Raw genomic sequence first — 20,745 nt, forward strand, 5'->3', positions numbered from 1 at the left:
TGTCTTCTTTTCAGCGTGATAGAAAACCTTTGCAGTCTAGGAAGGACAGCTACTTTTACGGAGCGAATTTGTCATTCGTGAGTACCAGCGCGCAGGACTGACAAAGAATGCGAGGGTTTGTCTACACGCTGTAAGCTCCCTCATTTTGGGGAGCTTTTATATTTGTTTTGACCCTATGACTCATCTGGATGGATGATCGCAAACAAATAGTGATCCTCCCACTTATCATTGATCTTTACTTTTTTACGATGAAGTCCCTCATTTTCAAACCCTGTCTTCTCAAGCACACGAATGGAACCAATGTTAGATGGTTTTACGCCAGCCTCAATGCGGTGAAGGTACAGTTCATAAAAGGCATAATCGATAATCAAACGAATCGCCTCTGTCATATACCCCTTCCCGCCTTGCTTTTCATCAAGTACATATCCAAGCAAAGCCCCTTGAATTGGTCCTCTTTCAACAGAATTGAGTGAGATCGTTCCAATTAATGCATCTGTTTCATTTAAGAAAATACCGTGCATATAGGCTTCATCTTTTGCACGCCTTTGCATACTGCGGTTAATCCGTTCCTTTTGACGAGGTACAGTAAAAAAATCATCCTGAACCAAAGGAGTAAATTGCTGAAAATAAGTGCGGTTTTCTCGTTCAAGTGTTAATAGTGCTTCTGCATCACTTTCTGTTAGTGTTCTTACATATATATGCTGACTGATTTTCTTCATATACTCTCCCCCTGTTTTGATTTTATCATAATAAAGAAAGGGCTTAGGATTGCTTTTTCCAAACTTTTTTCACTTACAAGTCTTACTAGAACTCACTAGAACCACCCTTCCTAGCTTTTTCACTCTTTTTTGTTCTATCAACTCAGGGACATGCATAATCTGAAGTAAACTCTTAAAAGCGGTGAGTAAAATGCGGCGAATTATTTTTTTACTAGTCAGTTTGTTTGTCCTCTTTATTATCTTTTTTGATTTAAAAAATGGAACGATCCCCGTTCAGGAAGGCCCTGCTGTTCCCGCCAGCGCCTTTCAAACAGCTGAAAAACAGGCATATAAAACTGTCACTGTTAAACAAGGACAAACCGTCGTCTCTATCGTGCATACAAGTAAGCCATTAGATGAAGTGATCGAAGACTTTGAAGCACTGAATCAAGGCGTCAAAGCGAACGAAATTCGGGCAGGCAGCACATACAAGTTTCCGGTCTATAAGAGATAAAACGTTAATTCCTTGTCATTCATACAAAGAGACTGTTACAATATGAGATGTAAAACACGTCGTACACTGCAAACGAATTGCATGTACACTAAGGAGCGATTGACAAGTGAGTGAAGTCACACATCGTACAAAAACGCGTCCCGTCAAAGTGGGACCTTTAACTATAGGTGGAAACAATGAAGTCGTCATTCAAAGTATGGCGACAACCAAAACACATGATGTCGAAGCGACAGTAGCTGAAATTAAACGTTTAGAAGAAGCTGGCTGTCAAATCGTGCGTGTCGCATGCCCAGATGAGCGTGCAGCAAATGCGATTGCGGACATTAAAAAACAAATCAACATCCCCCTTGTTGTCGACATTCATTTTGACTATAAGCTTGCACTGAAAGCCATTGAAGCAGGTGCAGACAAAATTCGTATCAACCCAGGAAACATCGGAAGACGAGAAAAAGTCGAAGCTGTTGTGAAAGCGGCAAAAGAAAAAGGCATTCCAATTCGTATTGGGGTAAACGCCGGTTCGCTCGAGAAAAAGATTCTTGATAAATACGGCTATCCAACCGCAGATGGTATGGTTGAAAGTGCACTGCATCACATTAAAATTTTAGAAGACCTAGACTTTCATGACATCATTGTCAGTATGAAAGCATCTGATGTAAACCTTGCGATTGAGGCATACGAAAAAGCAGCAAAAGCCTTTGATTATCCTCTTCATCTTGGGATTACAGAATCAGGTACGTTATTTGCAGGTACGGTCAAAAGTGCAGCTGGTCTTGGCGCAATCTTGAATATGGGGATTGGTAACACACTCCGTATTTCATTAAGTGCTGACCCGGTCGAAGAGGTCAAAGTGGCACGTGAATTATTAAAATCATTTGGCCTTGCATCTAATGCAGCAACACTCATCTCATGTCCAACTTGTGGACGAATTGAAATTGACCTCATTAGCATTGCAAATGAAGTCGAAGAATATATTTCTAAAATTAAAGCACCAATCAAAGTAGCTGTTCTCGGATGTGCTGTAAACGGTCCGGGTGAAGCGCGTGAAGCTGATATCGGCATCGCTGGCGCTAGAGGTGAAGGCCTCTTATTCCGCAAAGGTGAAATCGTTCGGAAAGTGCCAGAAGAAACAATGGTCGAAGAACTGAAAAAAGAAATCGATAAAATCGCTGAAGAACATTATGCAAAAATGGAAGCTGAAAAAGCAAAACAAGCGAACGCATAACAAAGAACGCCTGACATCACTGTCAGGCGTTTTCTGTTCCTGTCCTGTTAAAAGAACGGGGTGATAAAGATGCCGAGGATGACGGAAACGATTCCGATCCCGATTGACCACGCGCCAAGCGCATGTGCTCCTTTTCTTCTTGCAATATAACCAACGACGATTGCCGCTACGCCTAATAGCACCGGCAAGACAAATAATGAGATAATCGCAATCGCGAGTGCTGTATAGCCTATCCCCTTACTGCCTGAATCGTCACCTACATGGTCACGTTCTCTTCTGTCTTCACGATCTCTTGATGCTTGATATGGCTCTGCAATTTCAGCAGCTGTTTCCTCTAAATAGCCATCATCATTACTAAAGTGTGTGTCGATTTCACGATCATTTCTTCTGAAATCTTCGTCTCTTTCCATGATCAATTCCCCCTTTTGGTTAATAGAAAGGAGCTTTTTTAGTATGAGCAAAAATGTCTGTTTCATGTTTGCTAAAACTTGCTGGAATTGTGAATTGATTATGTTACACTTTAAGAGGATAAATATGAGGAGTGTGGGCATGTTACGTTTAGGAATTGATATCGATGGCACAGTCACGGCGCAGGACACCTTTGTCCCCTACTTAAATGAGTCGTTTCAATGTGACATCACACTAGATGATATGACGGAATATGATTTGACGAAGCTTTTAAAGATTTCAAATGAAGAATTTTGGGGCTGGATGAATGAGTATGAGCCTCTTATTTATAAACAGGCAAAGCCTGCCGAGGGTGCAAAAGAAATCCTCAATCAAATGAAACATCATCATCAATTGATTTATATCACAGCCAGAAGGCAGCATCACTCAGACATCACCTACAAATGGTTTGAGGAGAATCATGTCCATTACGACGATATCGAGCTTGTTGGCGGACATCATAAGGTGGAAGCTGTTCAAAAACATAAGATCGATGTGTTTTTTGAAGATCACCATGGCAATGCCACAATGATTGCAAAAGAAGCTGACATTCCAGTGATTCTGTTTAACTCACCGTATAATCAAATGCCAATTGATGAACGGATCATTCGCGTTAATAACTGGCAAGAAGCATCCCAATGGATCAAACAGTATGAAAAGCGACTGCAAACTGCTTACTAAAACAGATCAAAAGCCGATACGTTTTTAATGTATCGGCTTCAGATTGTTGACAAAGGGCTAAAATGAACTTGATTTTAGCCCTTTGTCTTCGTTTCAGCGTGATAGAAAACCTTTGCAGCCCTAGGAAGGACGAGTACTGGCGCGGAGCGAATTTGACATTCGTGAGCACCAGCACGCAGGACTGACAAAGAATGCGACGGTTTGTCTACACGCTGAAGCCGATCCGTTTAATGTATCGACTTTTTGATTGTACGATGATGTCCTTCTTTTATTAAAAAATGATAAAGTGCACCCATCATACCTGCCTGATTGAAGTAATAGCACGTTTCCAGTGTCACCTGTATGTTTTTCCATGCATGCAAAGTATGTAAATGTTTCTCAATGTTTGGAATCAAATCGGGCCTTGCACTCACGCCCCCGCCAATGAGGATTTTCTCTGGATTGAGAACTGTTGCCACATTGTAAATACCAATTGCGATTCGTTTGTACCACTGATCGATCATCTTCTCAATGGCCGGATCATGCTTGGCTTTTTCAAAGATTTCTTGACCGTCGATTTGCTGACTTTGTGGAATGCCCTGCTGCTCTTTGTAGCTTCGTATCAATCCAGCTGTCGAAGCACTGCTGTTGAGTGTGGTAAACTGACCATTTTCTGTTTCTGTCAGCATCATACCAAATTCACCGCCGCGAAAAGAGGCACCGCGCACAAGCTCGCCACCAGCAAAAATACCACCGCCGACACCAGTCCCAAGCGTCATACATATAAAGCTGTCACACTCTTTCGCATGACCACTAAATTTTTCAGCCAGAGCTGCACAGTTCGCATCATTTTCTACTTCTACACGAAGTGATGTTTTTTCTTCCAAAAGCGTTTTGACATTTTGACCATTTAAAGCAATAATCGCTCCTGCAAATTCCGTATAACCCGTTTGACTGTCAACAAAACCCGGAAGACTCATCGCAATCCCTTTGATATCCCAAGTCCTTTGATACTCTTTCACCACGTTCTCCATGTCCTCTAAAAACGGCTCAAGCTGTCGGCAGTTTGTTTCGTAGTCGCCGCTCGTGATCAGCTCACCATTTCGATCCATGACCCCATGCTTTGTTTTTGTTCCGCCTACATCGAAAACAACATAATGTGCCACCTTTGACCACTCCCCCTATTTCTAAAGACTCAAATCTGCTTCTATAGATGATCTATTGTTCTCATTTTAATGAAACAGCTATCCTTTGTAAAACGTTTTCAAGATCGCAAAACAAAAAGCCAGCCCATCGGCTGGCTTCTTTCATGAATGAACTTCTTTCGGTTCGCAAGAAGGACACGTTCCGTAAATTTCAAATTTATGTCCGCTAATGTGATAATCCTCTAGATCAGCATCAAGCTTGTCCATAGGGCAAGCGTCGATTTCCTTTGTTTTACCACACGTCAAACAAATAAAGTGATGATGATGATGGGAAAACGAACATTTAAAACGGAACAGTTTCTCCCCTGATAATTCCGTTGTCTCTAATATCCCAAGATCTTCATATAAAGACAGGTTTCGATAAATCGTATCAAAACTAAGCCCTGGGTAATCTTCACTTAAAGCTGTTAATACATTTTTAGCGGTCAAGTATTTATCAGAATCAGAAAACAATTGAAGCATATCTTCACGTTTGCTTGTATATTTATAGCCTTTTTCCTTTAATAAATCAAGCGCTTCTTGTACGTTCATGATGATTCCCCCTTCTGAATTTCCCAATACTAATACACCCGATTAAAATCAAAATAGACAACATCACAATGGTTCCACCCGGCGCTAAATCAAGATAATAACTTAAAATCAAGCCGACCATAACAGACAATTCCCCAAATAAGATGGAAAGGAAAATCGCCTGTTTAAATCCTTTGGCAATCCGAATACTTGCCGCAACAGGCAGTGTCATGAGTGCGGACACTAGGAGTGTACCGACAATACGCATCGATGCTGCGATGACAAGTGCAACGACTAAAATAAAAATAAAATGAATCCACTTAGCTGAAATACCAGAAGCCTTCGCATGTTCTTCATCAAAAGAAAGCAAAAACAATTCTTTATACAAGAGCACAACCACTAATACAACGACAAGTGAGATCCCAACAATAATCCAGAGATCGAGTCTTGAAACCGCACTGACACTTCCGAACAAATAACTGAACAAATCTGTATTAAAACCATTTGCAAGTGAAATGAAAATAACAGAGATCCCAATACCACCTGATAAAATAATGGGAATCGCCAGCTCCTGATAATGTTTATACACAGAGCGCAGACGTTCGATAAACAATGAGCCAGCCACAGAAAAAGCCATTCCTAAGTAAAGCGGGCTAACCCCTGTCAAAAGTCCAAACTTTTTATCAAGGAATAAACTTGCCGCTATCCCAGCAAGTGACACGTGACTAAGCGCATCTGCGATGAGAGAGAGCCTTCTCACGACAATAAATACACCAAGTAAGGGCGCAATAAAGCCGATCAGCATACCTGCGATAAACGCATTTTGTAAAAATTCATAATGAAAAAATGGAAATAGCATTATTCATGTCCCCCATGATGGTGATGATCGTGATGAATCACTTGAATGTCATGTCCGTAAAACTGAGAAAGCGCCTGATCATCCATCGAATCAAACGTTTCCGCATCTCCATGAAAATGAAGTGTCTGATTTAAACAAGCCACATGCGTGACTTTGTCAGAAACGGTTCCTACATCATGTGTAACGAGAATTAAAGACATTCCTTTTTCTTTGTTCAATGTTTCTAACAGCTGATAAAAGCCCTCTACTGTTCTTTGGTCTACACCCACAGTCGGCTCATCTAAAATAAGCAGCTTCGGCTGACTGACGAGTGCACGGGCAATAAATGTACGCTGCTGCTGACCGCCTGAAAGCTCACCAATGTTTTGATGTTTTAAGTTTTGTATACCAACTGAACGTATGGCCTCATCTACTTGAAGCTTATCCTGCTTACTCATGCGTTTGAATAAACCAATCTTCGCCGTTAAACCACTTGCCACGACCTCGTATACAGAAGCAGGAAAACCTGTATTAAAGCTATTCGCCTTTTGAGAAACAAATCCAATTTGATCCCAGTCTTTAAATTTTTGAGCAGGTGTGCCAAAGAGCTTCAATTCTCCCTGCTGGGGTTTAATCAAGCCAAGCAGGCATTTTAATAAGGTTGTTTTACCAGATCCATTCGGTCCAACAAGTGCTAGAAAGTTTCCTTCCTCTACTGTTAAATGAATGTGATCGATGACATTTCGCTGTCCATATGAATACGAAATGTCCTTCATTTCAATAATTGGCTTTGCCATAAATCTTCCACCTTTAATCCAATATAAAAAGAATGATTACGATTTATACAACAAAAAGAAAATGGCAAAAGCCATTTTCTTTGTCCATACATACATTTCATTATATAAAAGAAAGATAAAAAAGTAAAATAAAAGCTAATGAATGGCTGTTTTGAATTTACCGCCTTTTGTTTCATGCGTATCCATAATCGTAATAAAGGCTTGACCATCAATTTCAAACACGATAGATTTCAGCTTCGTAATTTCAAGTCTTGTCACGACGGCGTAAATGACATCTTTTTCTTCATCGGTATAGCCGCCTTTTCCTCTAAGTTTGGTGGTTCCCCTGCCGAGACGATGAAGGATCGCATCTGAAATTTCATCATAATAATCCGAAACGATAATGACCGCTTTTGTTTCATCAAGCCCTTGAATAACAGCATCAATTGTTTTCATTGCCAAATAATATGTCATGACAGAATACATAGCTTGCTCCGGTCCGAAGACAAAGCCCGCCCAAATAAAAATGAACACATTGACGATCATGACAAACTCACCGACGGAGAAAGGAATTTTTTTCGTCAGAAGAATTCCTAAGATTTCCGTTCCGTCCATTGAGCCTCCATTCCGTATCACAAGCCCAACGCCAAACCCGAGTAACAGCCCTCCAAATACAGTAGCTAAAATCGGCTGCGTCGTAAATGCTTCTACATGATGAAGTGAAGATTCAATCACGGCCAAGCTGACAATCCCAATCACAGTGGAAACCAAAAAGGTTTTCCCAATATGTTTGTATCCTGATATCATAAATGGAATATTTAAAATGACAACAATCGTCGCAAAATTAATGAATGGGTTATCCGTAAAAAGATAATCCAAAATAAGCGAAATACCGATGATGCCTCCATCAATAATATTGTTTGGCACTAAAAATAATTCAATGCTGACTGCTGCACATGCAGCTCCTACTAGAATCAGAAAAATTCTCAAAATAAAATGAGGCACTGATTCCTTTTTATGCTGTTTACTATTTGCCATACGTTCTCCCTTCTACACATGTTTAGTTTTCAATGAACATTTTATTCACTTTACTATTTTATCATTTCACAGAGTAAAATAAAATTTTTTGCACATTTTCCGTTTTCGCCCATACATTGATACAGAGGGGAGGAATGGAATTGATTTTAATTCAAAAAATTGTGTTGCAGCGTCTGAATCAGATCACAGCAAATGACTTGTTAAGGTATGCGAAACAGTATGGGGTCAGCTTAACATCCAATCAGGCTGCAGAGGTCGCCAAACTCATGAATGGGAAAAACGTCAATATTTTTAATGATGCAGAGCGCAACCGGCTGCTTAAGCAAGTGGAAGCGATTACGTCTAAACAGACAGCACAGACCGTCAATGATCTGTTTAATCAATTCACAAATTAGGCAAAAAAGGGCCGCATTTAGCGGCACCTCATCACATTGCATGCACTTTTTATTGACCCGTAATCTTATCTAGTAAACCTTCATCAAATTGCTTTTCTTTCAGCATCGCAATTTCGAATTTATAAGGTGGTTTCTTGTTCTTTTTATCTTCACCTACATAAGGCGTTTCTAGAATCTTCGGCACATCTTGAAGCTGTGGATGATGAACGATATAGCTCAGGGCATCAAAACCAATTTCTCCAAAACCGATATTTTCATGTCGGTCTTTTCTTGCGCCTTGTACATTTTTACTGTCATTAATATGAAGAACTTTGATTCGGTCGATCCCGACAATTCGATCAAATTCTTCTAATACTCCATCAAAATCACTCACAATGGGATAACCTGCATCGTGCGTGTGACACGTATCAAAGCAAACAGAAAGTGCTTCGTTATGTGTCACACCGTCAATAATTTGGGCAAGCTCTTCAAAGCTTCTTCCGCACTCTGATCCTTTTCCTGCCATTGTTTCCAGCGCAATTTGAACCTCCTGCCCCTTCACAATGACTTCATTGAGACCTTCAATGATTTTTTGAATTCCAGCATCTGCACCTGCTCCAACATGCGCACCCGGATGAAGAACAATTTGTCTTGCACCTAGCGCTTCTGTACGCTCTATCTCAGAGCGAAGGAAGTCCACTCCAAGCTCAAATGTCGCTGGATTCACTGTGTTCCCAATATTGATAATATACGGTGCATGAACGACGATATCTGTCATACCATGCTCTTTCATATGCGCTTGTCCAGCTTCAATATTGAGATCTTCAATTTTTTTACGGCGCGTATTTTGTGGTGCACCTGTATAAATCATAAAAGTATTTGAACCATAAGAGGCAGCTTCCTCACTCGCTGCAAGTAGCATATGTTTTCCGCTCATGGATACATGTGATCCAATCTTCAACAATGTGTCCCCCTACTTTCCGTTACGCTTTGACTTTCTACGTTCTTGTCTTTTGATCTTATCCATCTCACGTGTCATTTTCTTTTTATATCCAGGTTTGACGGCTTTCGGTTTTCTGACAAGACGTTTTGCTTTTTCTTCAATTTCATTTGGTGCTTTTTTACGTCTTTGACGCTTCAAACGATCATCTGCATCTCGCCATTCGCCATGAACAATCGTTTTGTTTTCAAACACAACACCCATTTTTTCAATTTGAACGAGTGCATCCTCATCAGCAAGATCATAAATGGTCATTGCAATGCCAGATGAACCAGCGCGAGCCGTTCTTCCCACACGGTGAACATAAAAATCAAGATCGGATGGGAGCTCATAGTTAATCACGTGGCTGACGCCCTTAATATCAATCCCGCGGGCAGCAAGATCAGATGCCACAATATATGTGAACTCCAAATCTTCAATTTGTTTCATCACTTTTTTACGTTCACGAGGCGTTAAACCACCATGAAGTACCCCAATTTTCATTCCTTTTTCCTGTAGGAATGAGGCAATTTCATCAACAGTTGATTTCGTATTGGCAAAGATGATCCCTAAATAAGGCTGTACATTCGTCACCATTTCATGAAGTAATTTTAATTTATCACGTTGTTTAGATGGAACTAAAATATGCTGAATGTTTTCAGCCGTAATGCGTTTCGGTTCAACATGTGCATATTTCGGATTATCCATATATTTTTTGAGGAAAGGTTTTAATTTTTCTGGAATAGTTGCTGAGAACACGAGCATTTGCAACTGTTCTGGCATTTGTGAACCAATACGATCCACATCTTCTAAAAAGCCCATATCCAGCATAAGGTCGGCTTCATCAATGACAAGAGATGTTGCTTTGTACACATTCAGCGCTTGCTCATGAATAAGATCAGCAATACGTCCAGGAGTGCCGACCACTAAGTGCGGCTGATTCTTTAGCTTTTGAATGGATTTCTGCTTGTCCGTTCCGCCAATGTAAAGCTTTGCCTTGATTTCTTCTTCTGGAGGCGTATTTTTTAAGATCGTTTGTGCTTCTTTAAAAATTTGATTCGCTAATTCTCGTGTTGGTGCAGTAATGACCACTTGTACTTGCTCTTTGCTTGGATCAATTGAATGAATAAGCGGCAATAAATACGCATGGGTTTTCCCTGTCCCTGTTTGAGACTGTCCAATCACGCTTTCACCTTTTAAAACAGCAGGTATGATTCTTTTTTGAATATCAGTCGGCTCATAAAAGCCCAGTTCATGAATAGCATCTATAATAAAAGACTTTAATTCATATGTCGTAAATTTCGTTTCTTTCATGTTTTCACTCCTTAAGGCAATGCCTTTTTGCTCATCTCCTCATTATAGCTGATTTTCCGCAAAAAAACCATGTCCGCTTTTCTCACAGGAAACCAAATGATACTTCCCTGCATAACCTATGAAGAGAAAGAGAATGCAGTAAGGGAGGTACAAGTATGTTAGGGCAAAGGCCTATGGGCGATTTTCAGCCGCATCGCCCCTCACGCCGGCACCTTGGAAATGGCGGACAGCCCGGAATTTTTCAACGGAGACAGCAGGCTCCGATCGAACAGCCTTTTCAAGGGCAAGGCAACCAATTTCAACAAATGATGCCTCGCTCTCCGTCTGTACAAGGCGGCGGTCTACGCGGGATGGGTGGCATTCCTGGAGGCGAAAGCCGTGCACTAGGCGGCGGAGCCGGAATTAAGGGCATGCTGGCAAAATTTCTTCCTGGAGCTGGAGGAGCAGGGATCTCCGGCGCTGGAGGTGGTGCGGGATTACAAGGAATCCAGAGCTTCGCAAACCCTGCGAACCTTTCAAGCATGTTAGGAAATGTTCAAAAAGTACTCGGAATGGCGCAGCAATTCACGCCTATGATTCAGCAATACGGTCCTTTAGTCAGAAATTTGCCTGCCATGATTAAACTCTATAGCCAGCTTGGCAGTGCGGATGACGATGAAACAAATACGAATGATGCAGACGAAGAACCAAAAGAAATCACTGCAGAAACAGACGTTCCGCACGAACCAGTTGATGATGAAATAGAAGAAGGAAATGAAGAAGAACCAGAGGACATCCTTGTCAAAAAAACCACTGTACACACATCAGCTGCTCCTGAAGCAAAACCGAAAAAAAGATCGGGCAGTTCCATTCCGAAACTATATGTCTAGTGATCTTTTAAAGGCGAAGTGTTTCCCATGTATAACAATCTTTGATATATGCGCTTACTTTGGCTATAATGAAGGAAGAGAATGATCAAAAGCCGTTTTTCACGGCTTTTTATATTGTTCTTCTCTAGCAGCACTTCCCTACAGGAGGACGAATAAATGAATGTAATTAAAATTTCGCCGCGTGGCTATTGCTATGGCGTTGTAGATGCAATGGTCATTGCTAAAAATGCCGCACTTGATAAAAACTTGCCACGCCCAATTTATATATTAGGTATGATTGTGCACAACAAACATGTCACAGATGCCTTCGAAGAAGATGGAATATACACACTGGACGGACCAAACCGTCTGGATATTTTAAAACAGGTTGAAAGTGGCACAGTGATTTTCACCGCTCACGGCGTATCTCCTGAAGTCCGTCAAATTGCAGAAGAAAAAGGCCTTGTCGCCATTGATGCGACCTGTCCAGATGTCATGAAAACACATGAACTCATTTCAGAAAAAACAGCTGATGGATATGACATTATTTATATCGGGAAAAAGGGTCACCCTGAGCCAGAAGGAGCCGTCGGTGTTGCACCTGACAAAGTGCACCTTGTCGAAACAGAAGCTGATATTAAAGCGCTCGATTTAACGTCAGATAAACTGCTCATCACCAATCAGACGACAATGTCTCAGTGGGATGTTCATGATCTGATGGAGCTCATTAAAGAAAAATATCCTCACGTCGAGTACCATCAAGAGATCTGCCTTGCGACACAGGTACGTCAGGAAGCTGTGTCACAACAAGCAGGCCAAGCCGATCTGACCATTGTGGTCGGCGATCCAAAAAGCAATAACTCAAATCGTCTGGCGCAAGTGTCAATGGAGATTGCAGGAACGCAGGCTTACCGAATTGGTGATCTAAGTGAGCTAAAGCTTGAATGGCTCCAAGGGGTAAAAACCGTTGCCGTTACTGCAGGTGCTTCCACACCTACACCTATTACAAAAGAAGTCATTCGTTTCTTAGAAAACTACGAACCTGATGATGAATCAACATGGAAAATTGAACGGACGGTTCCTCTTTCTAAGATATTACCTCGCGTGAAAACAAAGAAATAAAAAAACGTCAGAGCTGCTATGCTCTGACGTTTTTGTTTACACAAATTGAAACGGGTTTGTGTTTGATTCTGATACAAAGAACTGCACATCATATTTTTTATCTGTACATAGCGATTCTAGCTTTGTCTTCACGCCCTCTTTCATGATCTTTTCTGCGTAATGACCTGGGTCCACTACATTCAGTCCGAGCATCATGGCATCGTGAGCGACATGGAAATAAAGGTCGCCAGTCACGTACACATCTGCACCCATTCTTTTCGCTTGATGGATATATTTATTTCCGTCTCCTCCAAGCACAGCTACTTTTTTCACGACCGCTTCCTGATCTCCTACAAAACGTGCTCCATTCACATCTAACTTCGTTTTCACAAATTGAGTGAAGTCTTTAAGTGTCATAGGTTCTTTTAATTCACCAATACGACCAAGGCCTTTTTGAATAGGAGGAAGATCTGTCGTGTGTACACTGTAAGCCACTTCTTCATAAGGGTGTGCTTTGATCATTTCACGAATCACTTGTTTTTCAATACTTGCTGGGAAAATGGTTTCGATTCGTACTTCTTTCACAAATTCCAATTTACCCGTCTCACCAATAAATGGCACAGCTTCTTCTGATGGTAGAAAACTGCCTGTCCCTTCATTTGAAAAAGCGCAATGACTGTAGTTGCCAATATGGCCAGCTCCCGCATTTCCTAAAGCCGTCCTGATGGCCTCTTCAAATTCCACTGGAACATACAAGGCTAGCTGCTTAATTGGATCTTCGTATGTTGGAACTAGCACTTTTGTTTCCCCGAGCTCTAAAGCCTCTGCAAGCAAGTCATTGACTCCTCCATCAGCCACATCCAGGTTTGTATGTGCTACATACACCGCAATATCATGTTTGATGCATTTCTCAATGATCCGTCCTGCCGGCTGATCTGTCGCCACATGTTTTAATGGACGGAAAATTGGCGGATGGTGGGCAATAATGAGATCCACCTTCCGCTCAATTGCCTCATCTACCACATTTTCTAATACATCTAAGGTGATCATGACATTGGTCACTTTTTTATTCAGCGTTCCAATCTGGAGCCCGATTTTATCACCTTCCACCGCATATGCCTTTGGTGAAAATTGCTCAAATAATTGGATGATTTCATGCCCGTTCACTGTTTTAGCCAACAGTCAAAACCTCCTTTAGAATTTTTATTTTCGCATTCAGCTCTTTGAGACGTTCTCTGTTCTCTTCCGTCTGCGCTGCTTGTTGAATCTGGCCTTCTATATGCTCCATGTGCTGAAGCTCATTCATCCATTTGCGCCGGAAGACATCATTTTGCTCTTTGGCAAGAAACGGACCAACGAGCATGCCTGTTTCAATCGACATGCCTTCATAAGCTTTATCTTTGTCTCCTGTTTCGGCAATGATGATTTCGTATATTTTGCCATCCTCTTCTAAAATCACTTCAGCCATCAGTTCATACCCCTCTTGATAGAGCCATAAACGAATATGGTGGGCATGAATATTAGGCTGAAGAATAAGCCGCTCCTGCCCTGTGAGCTTGTGTTTACCTTCATTTAGAATGCTTGCAATGAGTGCCCCGCCCATTCCTGCAATTGTAACAGCATTCACCTCGCCTTTTTCAATCACTTCAAGGCCATTTCCTTTTCTGACTGAAATCTGCTCATCTAATTCAAGCCTATGTACTTGCTGCTTCGCAGATTGAAGCGGTCCATCAGTAATTTCACCAGCAATGGCTTTCAATGCTTTATGATGTAATATCGCATAACATGGCAAATAGGCATGATCTGAGCCGATATCAGCAAAGACCGCCTCTTTTGGTAAAAAGTCTGCGACTCTTTTTAATCGTTTTGACAAATTCATTTCATTCATCCATATCACTACTTTTCTTTAATGTTCATACTTGTCTATCTTATATAAATTATGGACTTTTTAAAAGTCGTTTTCAAATGAAAAAAGCTCTTCTGATGAAAAAGAGCTTTTTGCGCTTTATTATTTAATTTTGGATACCCATTCTGACATTTCATCGAGCTTTTCATTCGGGATTAGCCCGCCCGGCATCCCATTTCCGCCTTCTTGAATTTTCTTCTTGATGTCTGCTACTTCAAGCTTGTCGCCAACACCTTTTAATGCAGGACCAGCGCCACCTTCGTAGTTTTCCCCATGACAGCTAATACAGTTCTGCTTATACAATTCTTCCGGCGTTGCATTTGCGGTCTCTTCTTGCTTTTGCTCTTTGCCCCCAGAGGCAATTTTGTCTTCATCTTTCAGCCCCTTCATTGATAAGAAAAAAGTGAGTCCAATACCTAAAATGGCAATCAATAAGAATGGTATAAGTGGATTCCGTTTCATTTCTTTCATCCTCCCCTTTGTGAAAAACCCCTTTGAGACTATGCAAACAATTCTAATTCTACTTTAATTTTACAAAAAGTAAACGAATTATGATACAAAACTTTGGTCAAGTTCACAGATTAGACAAAAATGATTCAAAATGAGAAAAGAAGCCTTCAGCACATTTAGATGTATTTTTTATACATCTTTTCTCTAAGAACGTTGCAAATTCATTTGTTATTCAGTAAAATATAATCAGATCAAAAAAGCGTTTTCATTTTGATGAAGAAAGAACGGATCTCTCTCAAGATCCGTCCGGTTTCTATTCTAAGAAGTCTTTTAATCGTTTACTTCTGCTTGGGTGTCTTAATTTACGAAGAGCTTTCGCTTCAATTTGGCGAATACGCTCTCTTGTTACGCCAAACACCTTTCCTACCTCTTCTAATGTGCGTGTTCTTCCGTCATCTAGTCCGAAACGCAGTCTCAGCACATTTTCTTCACGGTCCGTTAGCGTATCTAATACATCTTCAAGCTGCTCTTTTAAGAGCTCATAGGCAGCATGGTCTGATGGAGAAGTCGCCTCTTGGTCTTCGATAAAATCACCAAGATGCGAGTCATCTTCCTCACCAATAGGTGTTTCTAAAGATACTGGCTCTTGCGCAATTTTAAGAATTTCTCTTACTTTCTCTGGTGTTAAATCCATGTCTTCCGCAATTTCTTCTGGCGTTGGTTCTCTACCTAGATCTTGTAGAAGCTGTCTTTGAACACGGATTAATTTATTAATGGTTTCCACCATATGAACCGGGATCCGGATTGTTCTCGCCTGATCGGCAATCGCACGTGTGATCGCCTGTCTAATCCACCAAGTCGCATACGTTGAGAATTTGTATCCTTTGCGGTAATCAAACTTCTCAACCGCCTTCATGAGCCCCATGTTTCCTTCTTGAATCAAGTCAAGGAACAGCATACCACGACCAACATAACGTTTCGCAATGCTGACAACGAGACGAAGGTTCGCTTCCGCTAATCTTCTTTTTGATTCCTCATCGCCTTCTTCAATCTTTTGAGCATACGTAATCTCTTCTTTAGCAGATAGCAAATTGACGCGCCCGATCTCTTTTAAGTACATACGAACAGGATCATTAATTTTGACACCTGGTGGTACGCTTAAATCATTCAGGTCAAATTCCTCTTCTGCCTTAGCCAGCTGCTGAACATTTGGGTCTTCAGTCTCTTCATTTTCACTGATGAGTTCTACACCCTGTTCGCCTAAGTATTCATAGTATTCATCCATCTGGTCTGATTCAATTTCAAAGCTAGACATACGCTCTGCAATTTCTTCGTATGTTAAAACGCCCCGTTTTTTACCCGTTTCAGTGAGCTTATCTCTCACCTGTTCAAAGGTTAATTCAGTTTCAGTTTCGTGGGCTTGTTTATCAGCCATTATGGATCCCTCCTTCCAAAGCTTGCAACGAATTCTAAAGTAACTTGCGATTTGCTTCTGCTCTGCCTTTCTCTCTCTATCAAACAGAATGAGCAAATAGGAATAAAAATAAATAATGATGAAGGCAAGATGCTTGCGGTCTTATGCTCCTCCCATTAAAGGATTCATTGCCAGCCGTAAGTCTTGTCATAAATAGTAGACGTATTACTTCAGCGAACGGTTCAACTGAATAATTTCTTTTGCAAGTGTTGCCGCTTTGAAGAAATCTTTTTGCCTCTCCGCCTCTGCACGTTCTAGTTCTTTTTCCTTTATCATTGACAAATTCCGATGATTCAACACTTTTTTTACATAATCACTTAATTCAGCTTCACTTAGTTCGTCTCCAACTTGAATCATGAATATATCCGTCAGGAGCTGATTGATCACATCATCTTCTATACGGTTCATCAGATGCTGCGGGGTCGGCTCCTTGCCTTCTTCATACAATGCATAAATGTATGTTGCCAGCGCTCTGTGCGAATCTATATTAAATTCAAACCCTATCCTATCAAGCACTTTTCGGATCACGTCATCATTTTTCAACATATGTGCAAGGAGCATTCGCTCTGCGTTTTCATATGCCGGCCTTAGACGTTTTCGTCTTACCTGTGTTGACAGATGTGCACGCCGCTTTTCAAGTCCATTTTCTTCTTGCGAGCTCTTGGCCTCTTGTCGCTGCTGCTTTTCAAAAAGCTCCAATTGCTCCTTTAATGAGTCAAGTGAAATGGAGAACTCCCCAGCCAGCTGCTTCATGTAAATCTCTTGTTCCAAGGAACCGTTTAATCGGCTAATTTCTCGGAGAACCTGCTTCATGTAAGTCAGGCGGTCTCCTTCGTCAGACAAATTCTTTCCCCTTCGGAAAAAATTCATCTTAAATGTCATTAATGTCACACTTGCATCTATGATGTCATTCCTAAATTTCTCGCCGCCATATTTACGAATGTAATCATCTGGATCAAGTCCATCTGGTATCATGGCAACGCGAACTTTACATCCTCTTTTTCCAAGCAAATCTGATGCTTTCATGGTCGCTTCATACCCGGCCGTGTCAGAGTCATAACATAAAATGATCTCTTCAACGTTCCGCCTAAGAAGCTTTACGTGCTCTTCTGTTAAAGACGTACCCATTGTTGCAACACTTTCGCCAACACCACTTGTGACAGCCGAGATGACGTCAGCAAATCCTTCGAAAAGGACTGCACGTTCGCGTTTTCTAATATGCATACGCGCGTCATGAAAGTGATAAAGCAGCTTACTTTTATGAAAAAGTGGCGTTTCAGGACTATTCATATACTTTGGCTGCTGATCACCAAGTGATCTTCCAGAAAAAGCGACGACCGTCCCGTGATGATCATGAATTGGAAACATGACACGATCTCTAAAGCGGTCAAAAAAACCTGTGCCGTTTTCTCGTTGAATCAAAAGACCAGCCTTCTCCATCATCGCAGGATCAAACCCTCGTTTTTCTAAAAACTTGGTCACGAAATCCCACGAGTCGAGAGCATACCCGATCTCAAACTTGGCAATTGTTTCATCCGTAAAGCCCCTAGACCTTAAATAATCGAGTGCGTTTTGACCTTCCTTTGTATTTACCAGCAAATGGTGGTAAAATTTCTTAAGAAGCTCATGCGCCTCAATCATTTTATGATCTGCTGTATCCTCTTGCTGTGAGGAACTGATCTGCGCATTCGCTACATGATCCGGCAAATCAATATGGTACTTATCAGCAACATGTGAAACGGCTTCAATAAATGAGTAGCCTTCCATTTGTCTGAGGAACGAAAATACATTGCCTCCTGCACCACAGCCAAAACAATGGAAGATTTGCTTATCTGCTGAAACAGAGAATGAAGGAGTATTTTCACCATGGAATGGACAAAGACCGAAGTAATTCCGACCTTGTTTTCTAAGCTGTACGTATTCTCCAATCACTTCGACAATGTCTGCGTTTTTTTGGATTTGCTCCAAAAGTTCATCTGGTATACGTTTGCTCATCCTAATAACACTCCGTCGTACATTATTCGCCTTTTAATTCAAAAATCCTTCATGATTCGACAGGATTTTTTGTAGTTGGGCAATAAATCGCTTTTTATCCTCTTCTAAAAGCTTTTTGGGACCTTTTCCGTATACACCTTTTCTTCGCTGTTTACTGGAAACATGCCTGCGTTCCAAATCAAAATCAATTGTTTCGTTTGTGTACATTCGTCCTCTTTCAGACAGAACAATGACTTGTCTTGGAAGCAGTAAGGAGGCCAGACCAATATCCTGGGTGACAACAATATCGTGCTTGACAGCTAAGTTCGCAATGACTAAATCTGCTGCTTCCTTATGTGTATCAACAAACCGCCAATCTTCAAGTGGTGATCGTTTGGTTTGAAAATGCTCATATGAAGCAATGAAAGTCACAGGTACTTGAATTTGAGATGCGACAGAAAGGATTTCGTCTTTTACAGGACAAGCATCTGCATCGACATAAATCGTCCTTTCTTTTTTACGTTCATTCAGGTGACTAATTCTCCATCCCTCCACCTTATTCCTGCTTTAGAGAAGCAAAAAGACCATACTTTTCCCCCATAAAGCAATCAACAGTAAAACTCATTTTGTCGAAAAGTTATGTTCAGAATCACTTGACTTCTGCCAATATTAGTTTATTCGTTCTTGACTTAACTTAAACCTAAAATCAATCATTTTATCACAATTTTTTATTATAATACAAATGCAGCAAATATGCCATTGTTTTTGTTTACCCGTTTCCCACCATAGGAAAAACCCAGGAGGAGCATCCTGAGTTTATTCGGAACCTCTTTTGGTCAGCATTTGATGAATGACATTTGCTGTCTCCTCAACTGCTTTATTCGATACATCCACAACTTGACAGTTAATGCGGTCAACCACTTTTTCAAAATATTCTAGTTCCTCTTTAATCCGCTCGATATTCGCATAAATGGCACGGTCATTTAAACCGAGTGATTTTAAACGTTCTTTACGGATATGATTTAGTTTGTCTGGACTAATTTTCAGGCCGATGCATTTTTTGGGATCAACTGAGAATAACTCCTCTGGCGGATCAACTTCAGGAACTATCGGAACGTTTGCTACCTTCAAGCGTTTATGTGCTAAGTATTGAGAAAGTGGTGTCTTAGACGTACGCGATACACCAATCAGCACAATATCAGCTTTTAGAATACCTCTTGGGTCCCGCCCATCATCATATTTCACAGCGAACTCAATGGCTTCTACCTTTTTAAAATAGTCCTCATCTAATTGACGTACACGACCTGGCTCATGTTTCGCTTCATTTCCATATGCCGTCTCCATTTTATCAATAAGTGGACCGATAATGTCATAGTACACGACGCCATTCGCTTCTGCTTCTTCTATTAAGAATTGGCGCATTTCTGGCACAACAAGAGTAAAGCAAACGATCCCATTATCTGCTTTCGCCAATGAAATCACTTCTTTAATCGTACCGACATCCTCTACATATGGGATTCTTCTAATATTTGAATGGTCGGATGAGCCGCCATCAAATTGGCTAAGTGCCGCTTTGACCACGAGCTCTGCCGTTTCTCCTACTGAATCTGATACAACAAAAATTACGCGATTACTCATAACATCCCCTCGCAGTCTTCTGTAATTAGATAATTTCGTTCTCTGATAAGCTAACAAGTATTTTCGTCATGTTTGTTTTCGTAATTCTGCCGACCACTTCAAAGCCTTTATCCGTATCTTTTATAACAGGAAGTGCATCTATTTGCTTTTCAATCAAGTGCTTGGCCACATCCATAATAAAATCTTCTTTGCGGCAAACGGTAATGTTCGGCATTCTTGTCATAATAATATGGACAGGTATAGATGGAAGCTCTTGTTTCCCAATACTTGCTCGAAGGAGGTCTTTTCTTGATAACACGCCTGTTAAAATAGAGTGATCGTCCACAACGAATAATGTGCCCACATCCTCTAAAAACATCGTACAAATCGCATCATAAACCGAAACATTCTCGTGTATCACGACCGGAATGGACTGAAAATCTTTCACTTGAAGTTTTTTCAGCTTATCTGCCAGAAGCTGCGTGCCTGTTTTGCCTGTAAAAAAGTAGCCGACCCTTGGTCTTGCTTCTAAAAAGCCAGACATCGTTAAAATGGCTAAATCCGGTCTGAGGGTAGCCCTTGTTAAGTTCAGCCGATCGGCGATATGCTCTCCAGTGATCGGACCATTCTCTTTGACAATCTGTAAAATCTGCTCTTGCCGTTTATTTAACTCGATTGTACTCACCACCTTTAAATAGAGAGAGCGAATCCTTACTTTATGTATATCAATTTCATAACTCATCATATTATAGCGCATCTTCGTCCGAATGAAACAAAAATCCACTCAAAAACCGTGAATT

Annotated in this window: 23 protein-coding genes; 6 read left to right on the forward strand and 17 right to left on the reverse strand. The window is 41.0% G+C overall.

From position 1 onward, the window contains the following. Positions 1-173 precede the first annotated feature (173 nt). Positions 174-719, reverse strand: a complete 546-nt coding sequence (locus tag MHI20_RS05340; RefSeq protein ID WP_045034379.1) for a GNAT family N-acetyltransferase — start codon at positions 717-719, stop codon at positions 174-176. A gap of 190 nt (positions 720-909) precedes the next feature. Here MHI20_RS05340 and MHI20_RS05345 point away from each other — a divergent pair, with 190 nt between their 5' ends. Together MHI20_RS05345 and ispG are read left to right on the forward strand one after the other, a co-directional pair. Continuing rightward, positions 910-1,212: a hypothetical protein gene (locus MHI20_RS05345; protein WP_007501268.1), complete on the forward strand. Its 303-nt coding sequence runs from the start codon at positions 910-912 to the stop codon at positions 1,210-1,212. A 106-nt stretch (positions 1,213-1,318) separates the two neighbouring features. Then, positions 1,319-2,434 carry a flavodoxin-dependent (E)-4-hydroxy-3-methylbut-2-enyl-diphosphate synthase gene (gene ispG, locus MHI20_RS05350; protein WP_008342357.1) on the forward strand — a complete coding sequence of 372 codons (1,116 nt, stop codon included), beginning with the start codon at positions 1,319-1,321 and terminating at the stop codon, positions 2,432-2,434. 47 nt (positions 2,435-2,481) lie between these two features. On the opposite strand, the gene MHI20_RS05355 is transcribed toward ispG, so the two are convergent. Further along, complete coding sequence (locus MHI20_RS05355; RefSeq protein WP_008342359.1) at positions 2,482-2,844, reverse strand: DUF308 domain-containing protein; 363 nt, start codon at positions 2,842-2,844, stop codon at positions 2,482-2,484. Positions 2,845-2,983: 139 nt separating this feature from the next. Here MHI20_RS05355 and MHI20_RS05360 point away from each other — a divergent pair, with 139 nt between their 5' ends. Beyond that, the gene (locus tag MHI20_RS05360) at positions 2,984-3,562 is read left to right on the forward strand and encodes a 5' nucleotidase, NT5C type (RefSeq protein WP_008342361.1); all 579 of its coding nucleotides are present in this window, start codon (positions 2,984-2,986) and stop codon (positions 3,560-3,562) included. Between the two features lie 227 nt (positions 3,563-3,789). Here MHI20_RS05360 and MHI20_RS05365 read toward each other — a convergent pair whose 3' ends face one another. The 5 genes from MHI20_RS05365 to MHI20_RS05385 form a co-directional block, all read right to left on the reverse strand. Then, positions 3,790-4,707: an ROK family protein gene (locus MHI20_RS05365; protein WP_340937071.1), complete on the reverse strand. Its 918-nt coding sequence runs from the start codon at positions 4,705-4,707 to the stop codon at positions 3,790-3,792. Between the two features lie 141 nt (positions 4,708-4,848). Continuing rightward, positions 4,849-5,277 (reverse strand): Fur family transcriptional regulator, encoded by a 429-nt coding sequence (locus MHI20_RS05370; protein WP_003217433.1) that lies wholly within the window; start codon positions 5,275-5,277, stop codon positions 4,849-4,851. Next, positions 5,255-6,115, reverse strand: a complete 861-nt coding sequence (locus MHI20_RS05375; protein ID WP_007501274.1) for a metal ABC transporter permease — start codon at positions 6,113-6,115, stop codon at positions 5,255-5,257. Before MHI20_RS05375 ends, MHI20_RS05370 begins: the two co-directional genes overlap by 23 nt. Then, positions 6,115-6,891 carry a metal ABC transporter ATP-binding protein gene (locus MHI20_RS05380; protein ID WP_110487678.1) on the reverse strand — a complete coding sequence of 259 codons (777 nt, stop codon included), beginning with the start codon at positions 6,889-6,891 and terminating at the stop codon, positions 6,115-6,117. Before MHI20_RS05380 ends, MHI20_RS05375 begins: the two co-directional genes overlap by 1 nt. Positions 6,892-7,026: 135 nt before the next feature. Continuing rightward, positions 7,027-7,908: a YitT family protein gene (locus MHI20_RS05385; RefSeq protein ID WP_017367617.1), complete on the reverse strand. Its 882-nt coding sequence runs from the start codon at positions 7,906-7,908 to the stop codon at positions 7,027-7,029. Positions 7,909-8,048: 140 nt separating this feature from the next. On the opposite strand from MHI20_RS05385, the gene MHI20_RS05390 reads away from it, so the two are divergent. Next, positions 8,049-8,303, forward strand: a complete 255-nt coding sequence (locus tag MHI20_RS05390; RefSeq protein ID WP_008342377.1) for a DUF2624 domain-containing protein — start codon at positions 8,049-8,051, stop codon at positions 8,301-8,303. A gap of 49 nt (positions 8,304-8,352) precedes the next feature. Here the strand turns inward: MHI20_RS05390 and MHI20_RS05395 are convergent, their stop codons facing one another. Together MHI20_RS05395 and MHI20_RS05400 are read right to left on the reverse strand one after the other, a co-directional pair. Then, positions 8,353-9,246: a deoxyribonuclease IV gene (locus MHI20_RS05395; RefSeq protein ID WP_017358005.1), complete on the reverse strand. Its 894-nt coding sequence runs from the start codon at positions 9,244-9,246 to the stop codon at positions 8,353-8,355. A 9-nt stretch (positions 9,247-9,255) separates the two neighbouring features. Next, positions 9,256-10,575 (reverse strand): DEAD/DEAH box helicase, encoded by a 1,320-nt coding sequence (locus tag MHI20_RS05400; protein ID WP_024718822.1) that lies wholly within the window; start codon positions 10,573-10,575, stop codon positions 9,256-9,258. A gap of 155 nt (positions 10,576-10,730) precedes the next feature. On the opposite strand from MHI20_RS05400, the gene vrrA reads away from it, so the two are divergent. Then, positions 10,731-11,444: a VrrA/YqfQ family protein gene (gene vrrA / locus MHI20_RS05405; RefSeq protein WP_268418703.1), complete on the forward strand. Its 714-nt coding sequence runs from the start codon at positions 10,731-10,733 to the stop codon at positions 11,442-11,444. Positions 11,445-11,600: 156 nt separating this feature from the next. Next, positions 11,601-12,545: a 4-hydroxy-3-methylbut-2-enyl diphosphate reductase gene (locus tag MHI20_RS05410; RefSeq protein WP_338705561.1), complete on the forward strand. Its 945-nt coding sequence runs from the start codon at positions 11,601-11,603 to the stop codon at positions 12,543-12,545. 36 nt (positions 12,546-12,581) lie between these two features. Here the strand turns inward: MHI20_RS05410 and MHI20_RS05415 are convergent, their stop codons facing one another. From MHI20_RS05415 to MHI20_RS05450, 8 genes are all read right to left on the reverse strand, one after another. Next, entirely contained in the window at positions 12,582-13,703 is a 1,122-nt protein-coding gene (locus tag MHI20_RS05415; RefSeq protein ID WP_048001530.1) for a Nif3-like dinuclear metal center hexameric protein, read from the reverse strand. Beyond that, positions 13,696-14,412, reverse strand: coding sequence for a tRNA (adenine(22)-N(1))-methyltransferase (locus MHI20_RS05420; protein ID WP_335350351.1), 717 nt, complete (start codon positions 14,410-14,412; stop codon positions 13,696-13,698). The genes MHI20_RS05415 and MHI20_RS05420 overlap by 8 nt, the downstream gene beginning before the upstream one ends. Positions 14,413-14,532: 120 nt before the next feature. Then, positions 14,533-14,892, reverse strand: a complete 360-nt coding sequence (cccA, locus tag MHI20_RS05425) for a cytochrome c550 (protein WP_008342390.1) — start codon at positions 14,890-14,892, stop codon at positions 14,533-14,535. Between the two features lie 301 nt (positions 14,893-15,193). Then, on the reverse strand, positions 15,194-16,315 hold the full coding sequence (gene rpoD / locus MHI20_RS05430) for an RNA polymerase sigma factor RpoD (RefSeq protein WP_008342392.1): 1,122 nt from the start codon (positions 16,313-16,315) through the stop codon (positions 15,194-15,196). A gap of 204 nt (positions 16,316-16,519) precedes the next feature. Beyond that, the gene (gene dnaG, locus MHI20_RS05435; RefSeq protein ID WP_008342393.1) at positions 16,520-18,349 is read right to left on the reverse strand and encodes a DNA primase; all 1,830 of its coding nucleotides are present in this window, start codon (positions 18,347-18,349) and stop codon (positions 16,520-16,522) included. Between the two features lie 33 nt (positions 18,350-18,382). Further along, positions 18,383-18,883: a YaiI/YqxD family protein gene (locus MHI20_RS05440; RefSeq protein ID WP_268373600.1), complete on the reverse strand. Its 501-nt coding sequence runs from the start codon at positions 18,881-18,883 to the stop codon at positions 18,383-18,385. 261 nt (positions 18,884-19,144) lie between these two features. Beyond that, positions 19,145-19,966, reverse strand: a complete 822-nt coding sequence (locus MHI20_RS05445) for a pyruvate, water dikinase regulatory protein (protein WP_008342399.1) — start codon at positions 19,964-19,966, stop codon at positions 19,145-19,147. A 25-nt stretch (positions 19,967-19,991) separates the two neighbouring features. Continuing rightward, complete coding sequence (locus tag MHI20_RS05450; protein WP_024423017.1) at positions 19,992-20,630, reverse strand: helix-turn-helix transcriptional regulator; 639 nt, start codon at positions 20,628-20,630, stop codon at positions 19,992-19,994. Between the last annotated feature and the right edge of the window lie 115 nt (positions 20,631-20,745).

The sequence above is a fragment of the Bacillus sp. FSL K6-1106 genome, from assembly GCF_038005245.1.
Lineage (GTDB): Bacteria > Bacillota > Bacilli > Bacillales > Bacillaceae > Bacillus > Bacillus altitudinis.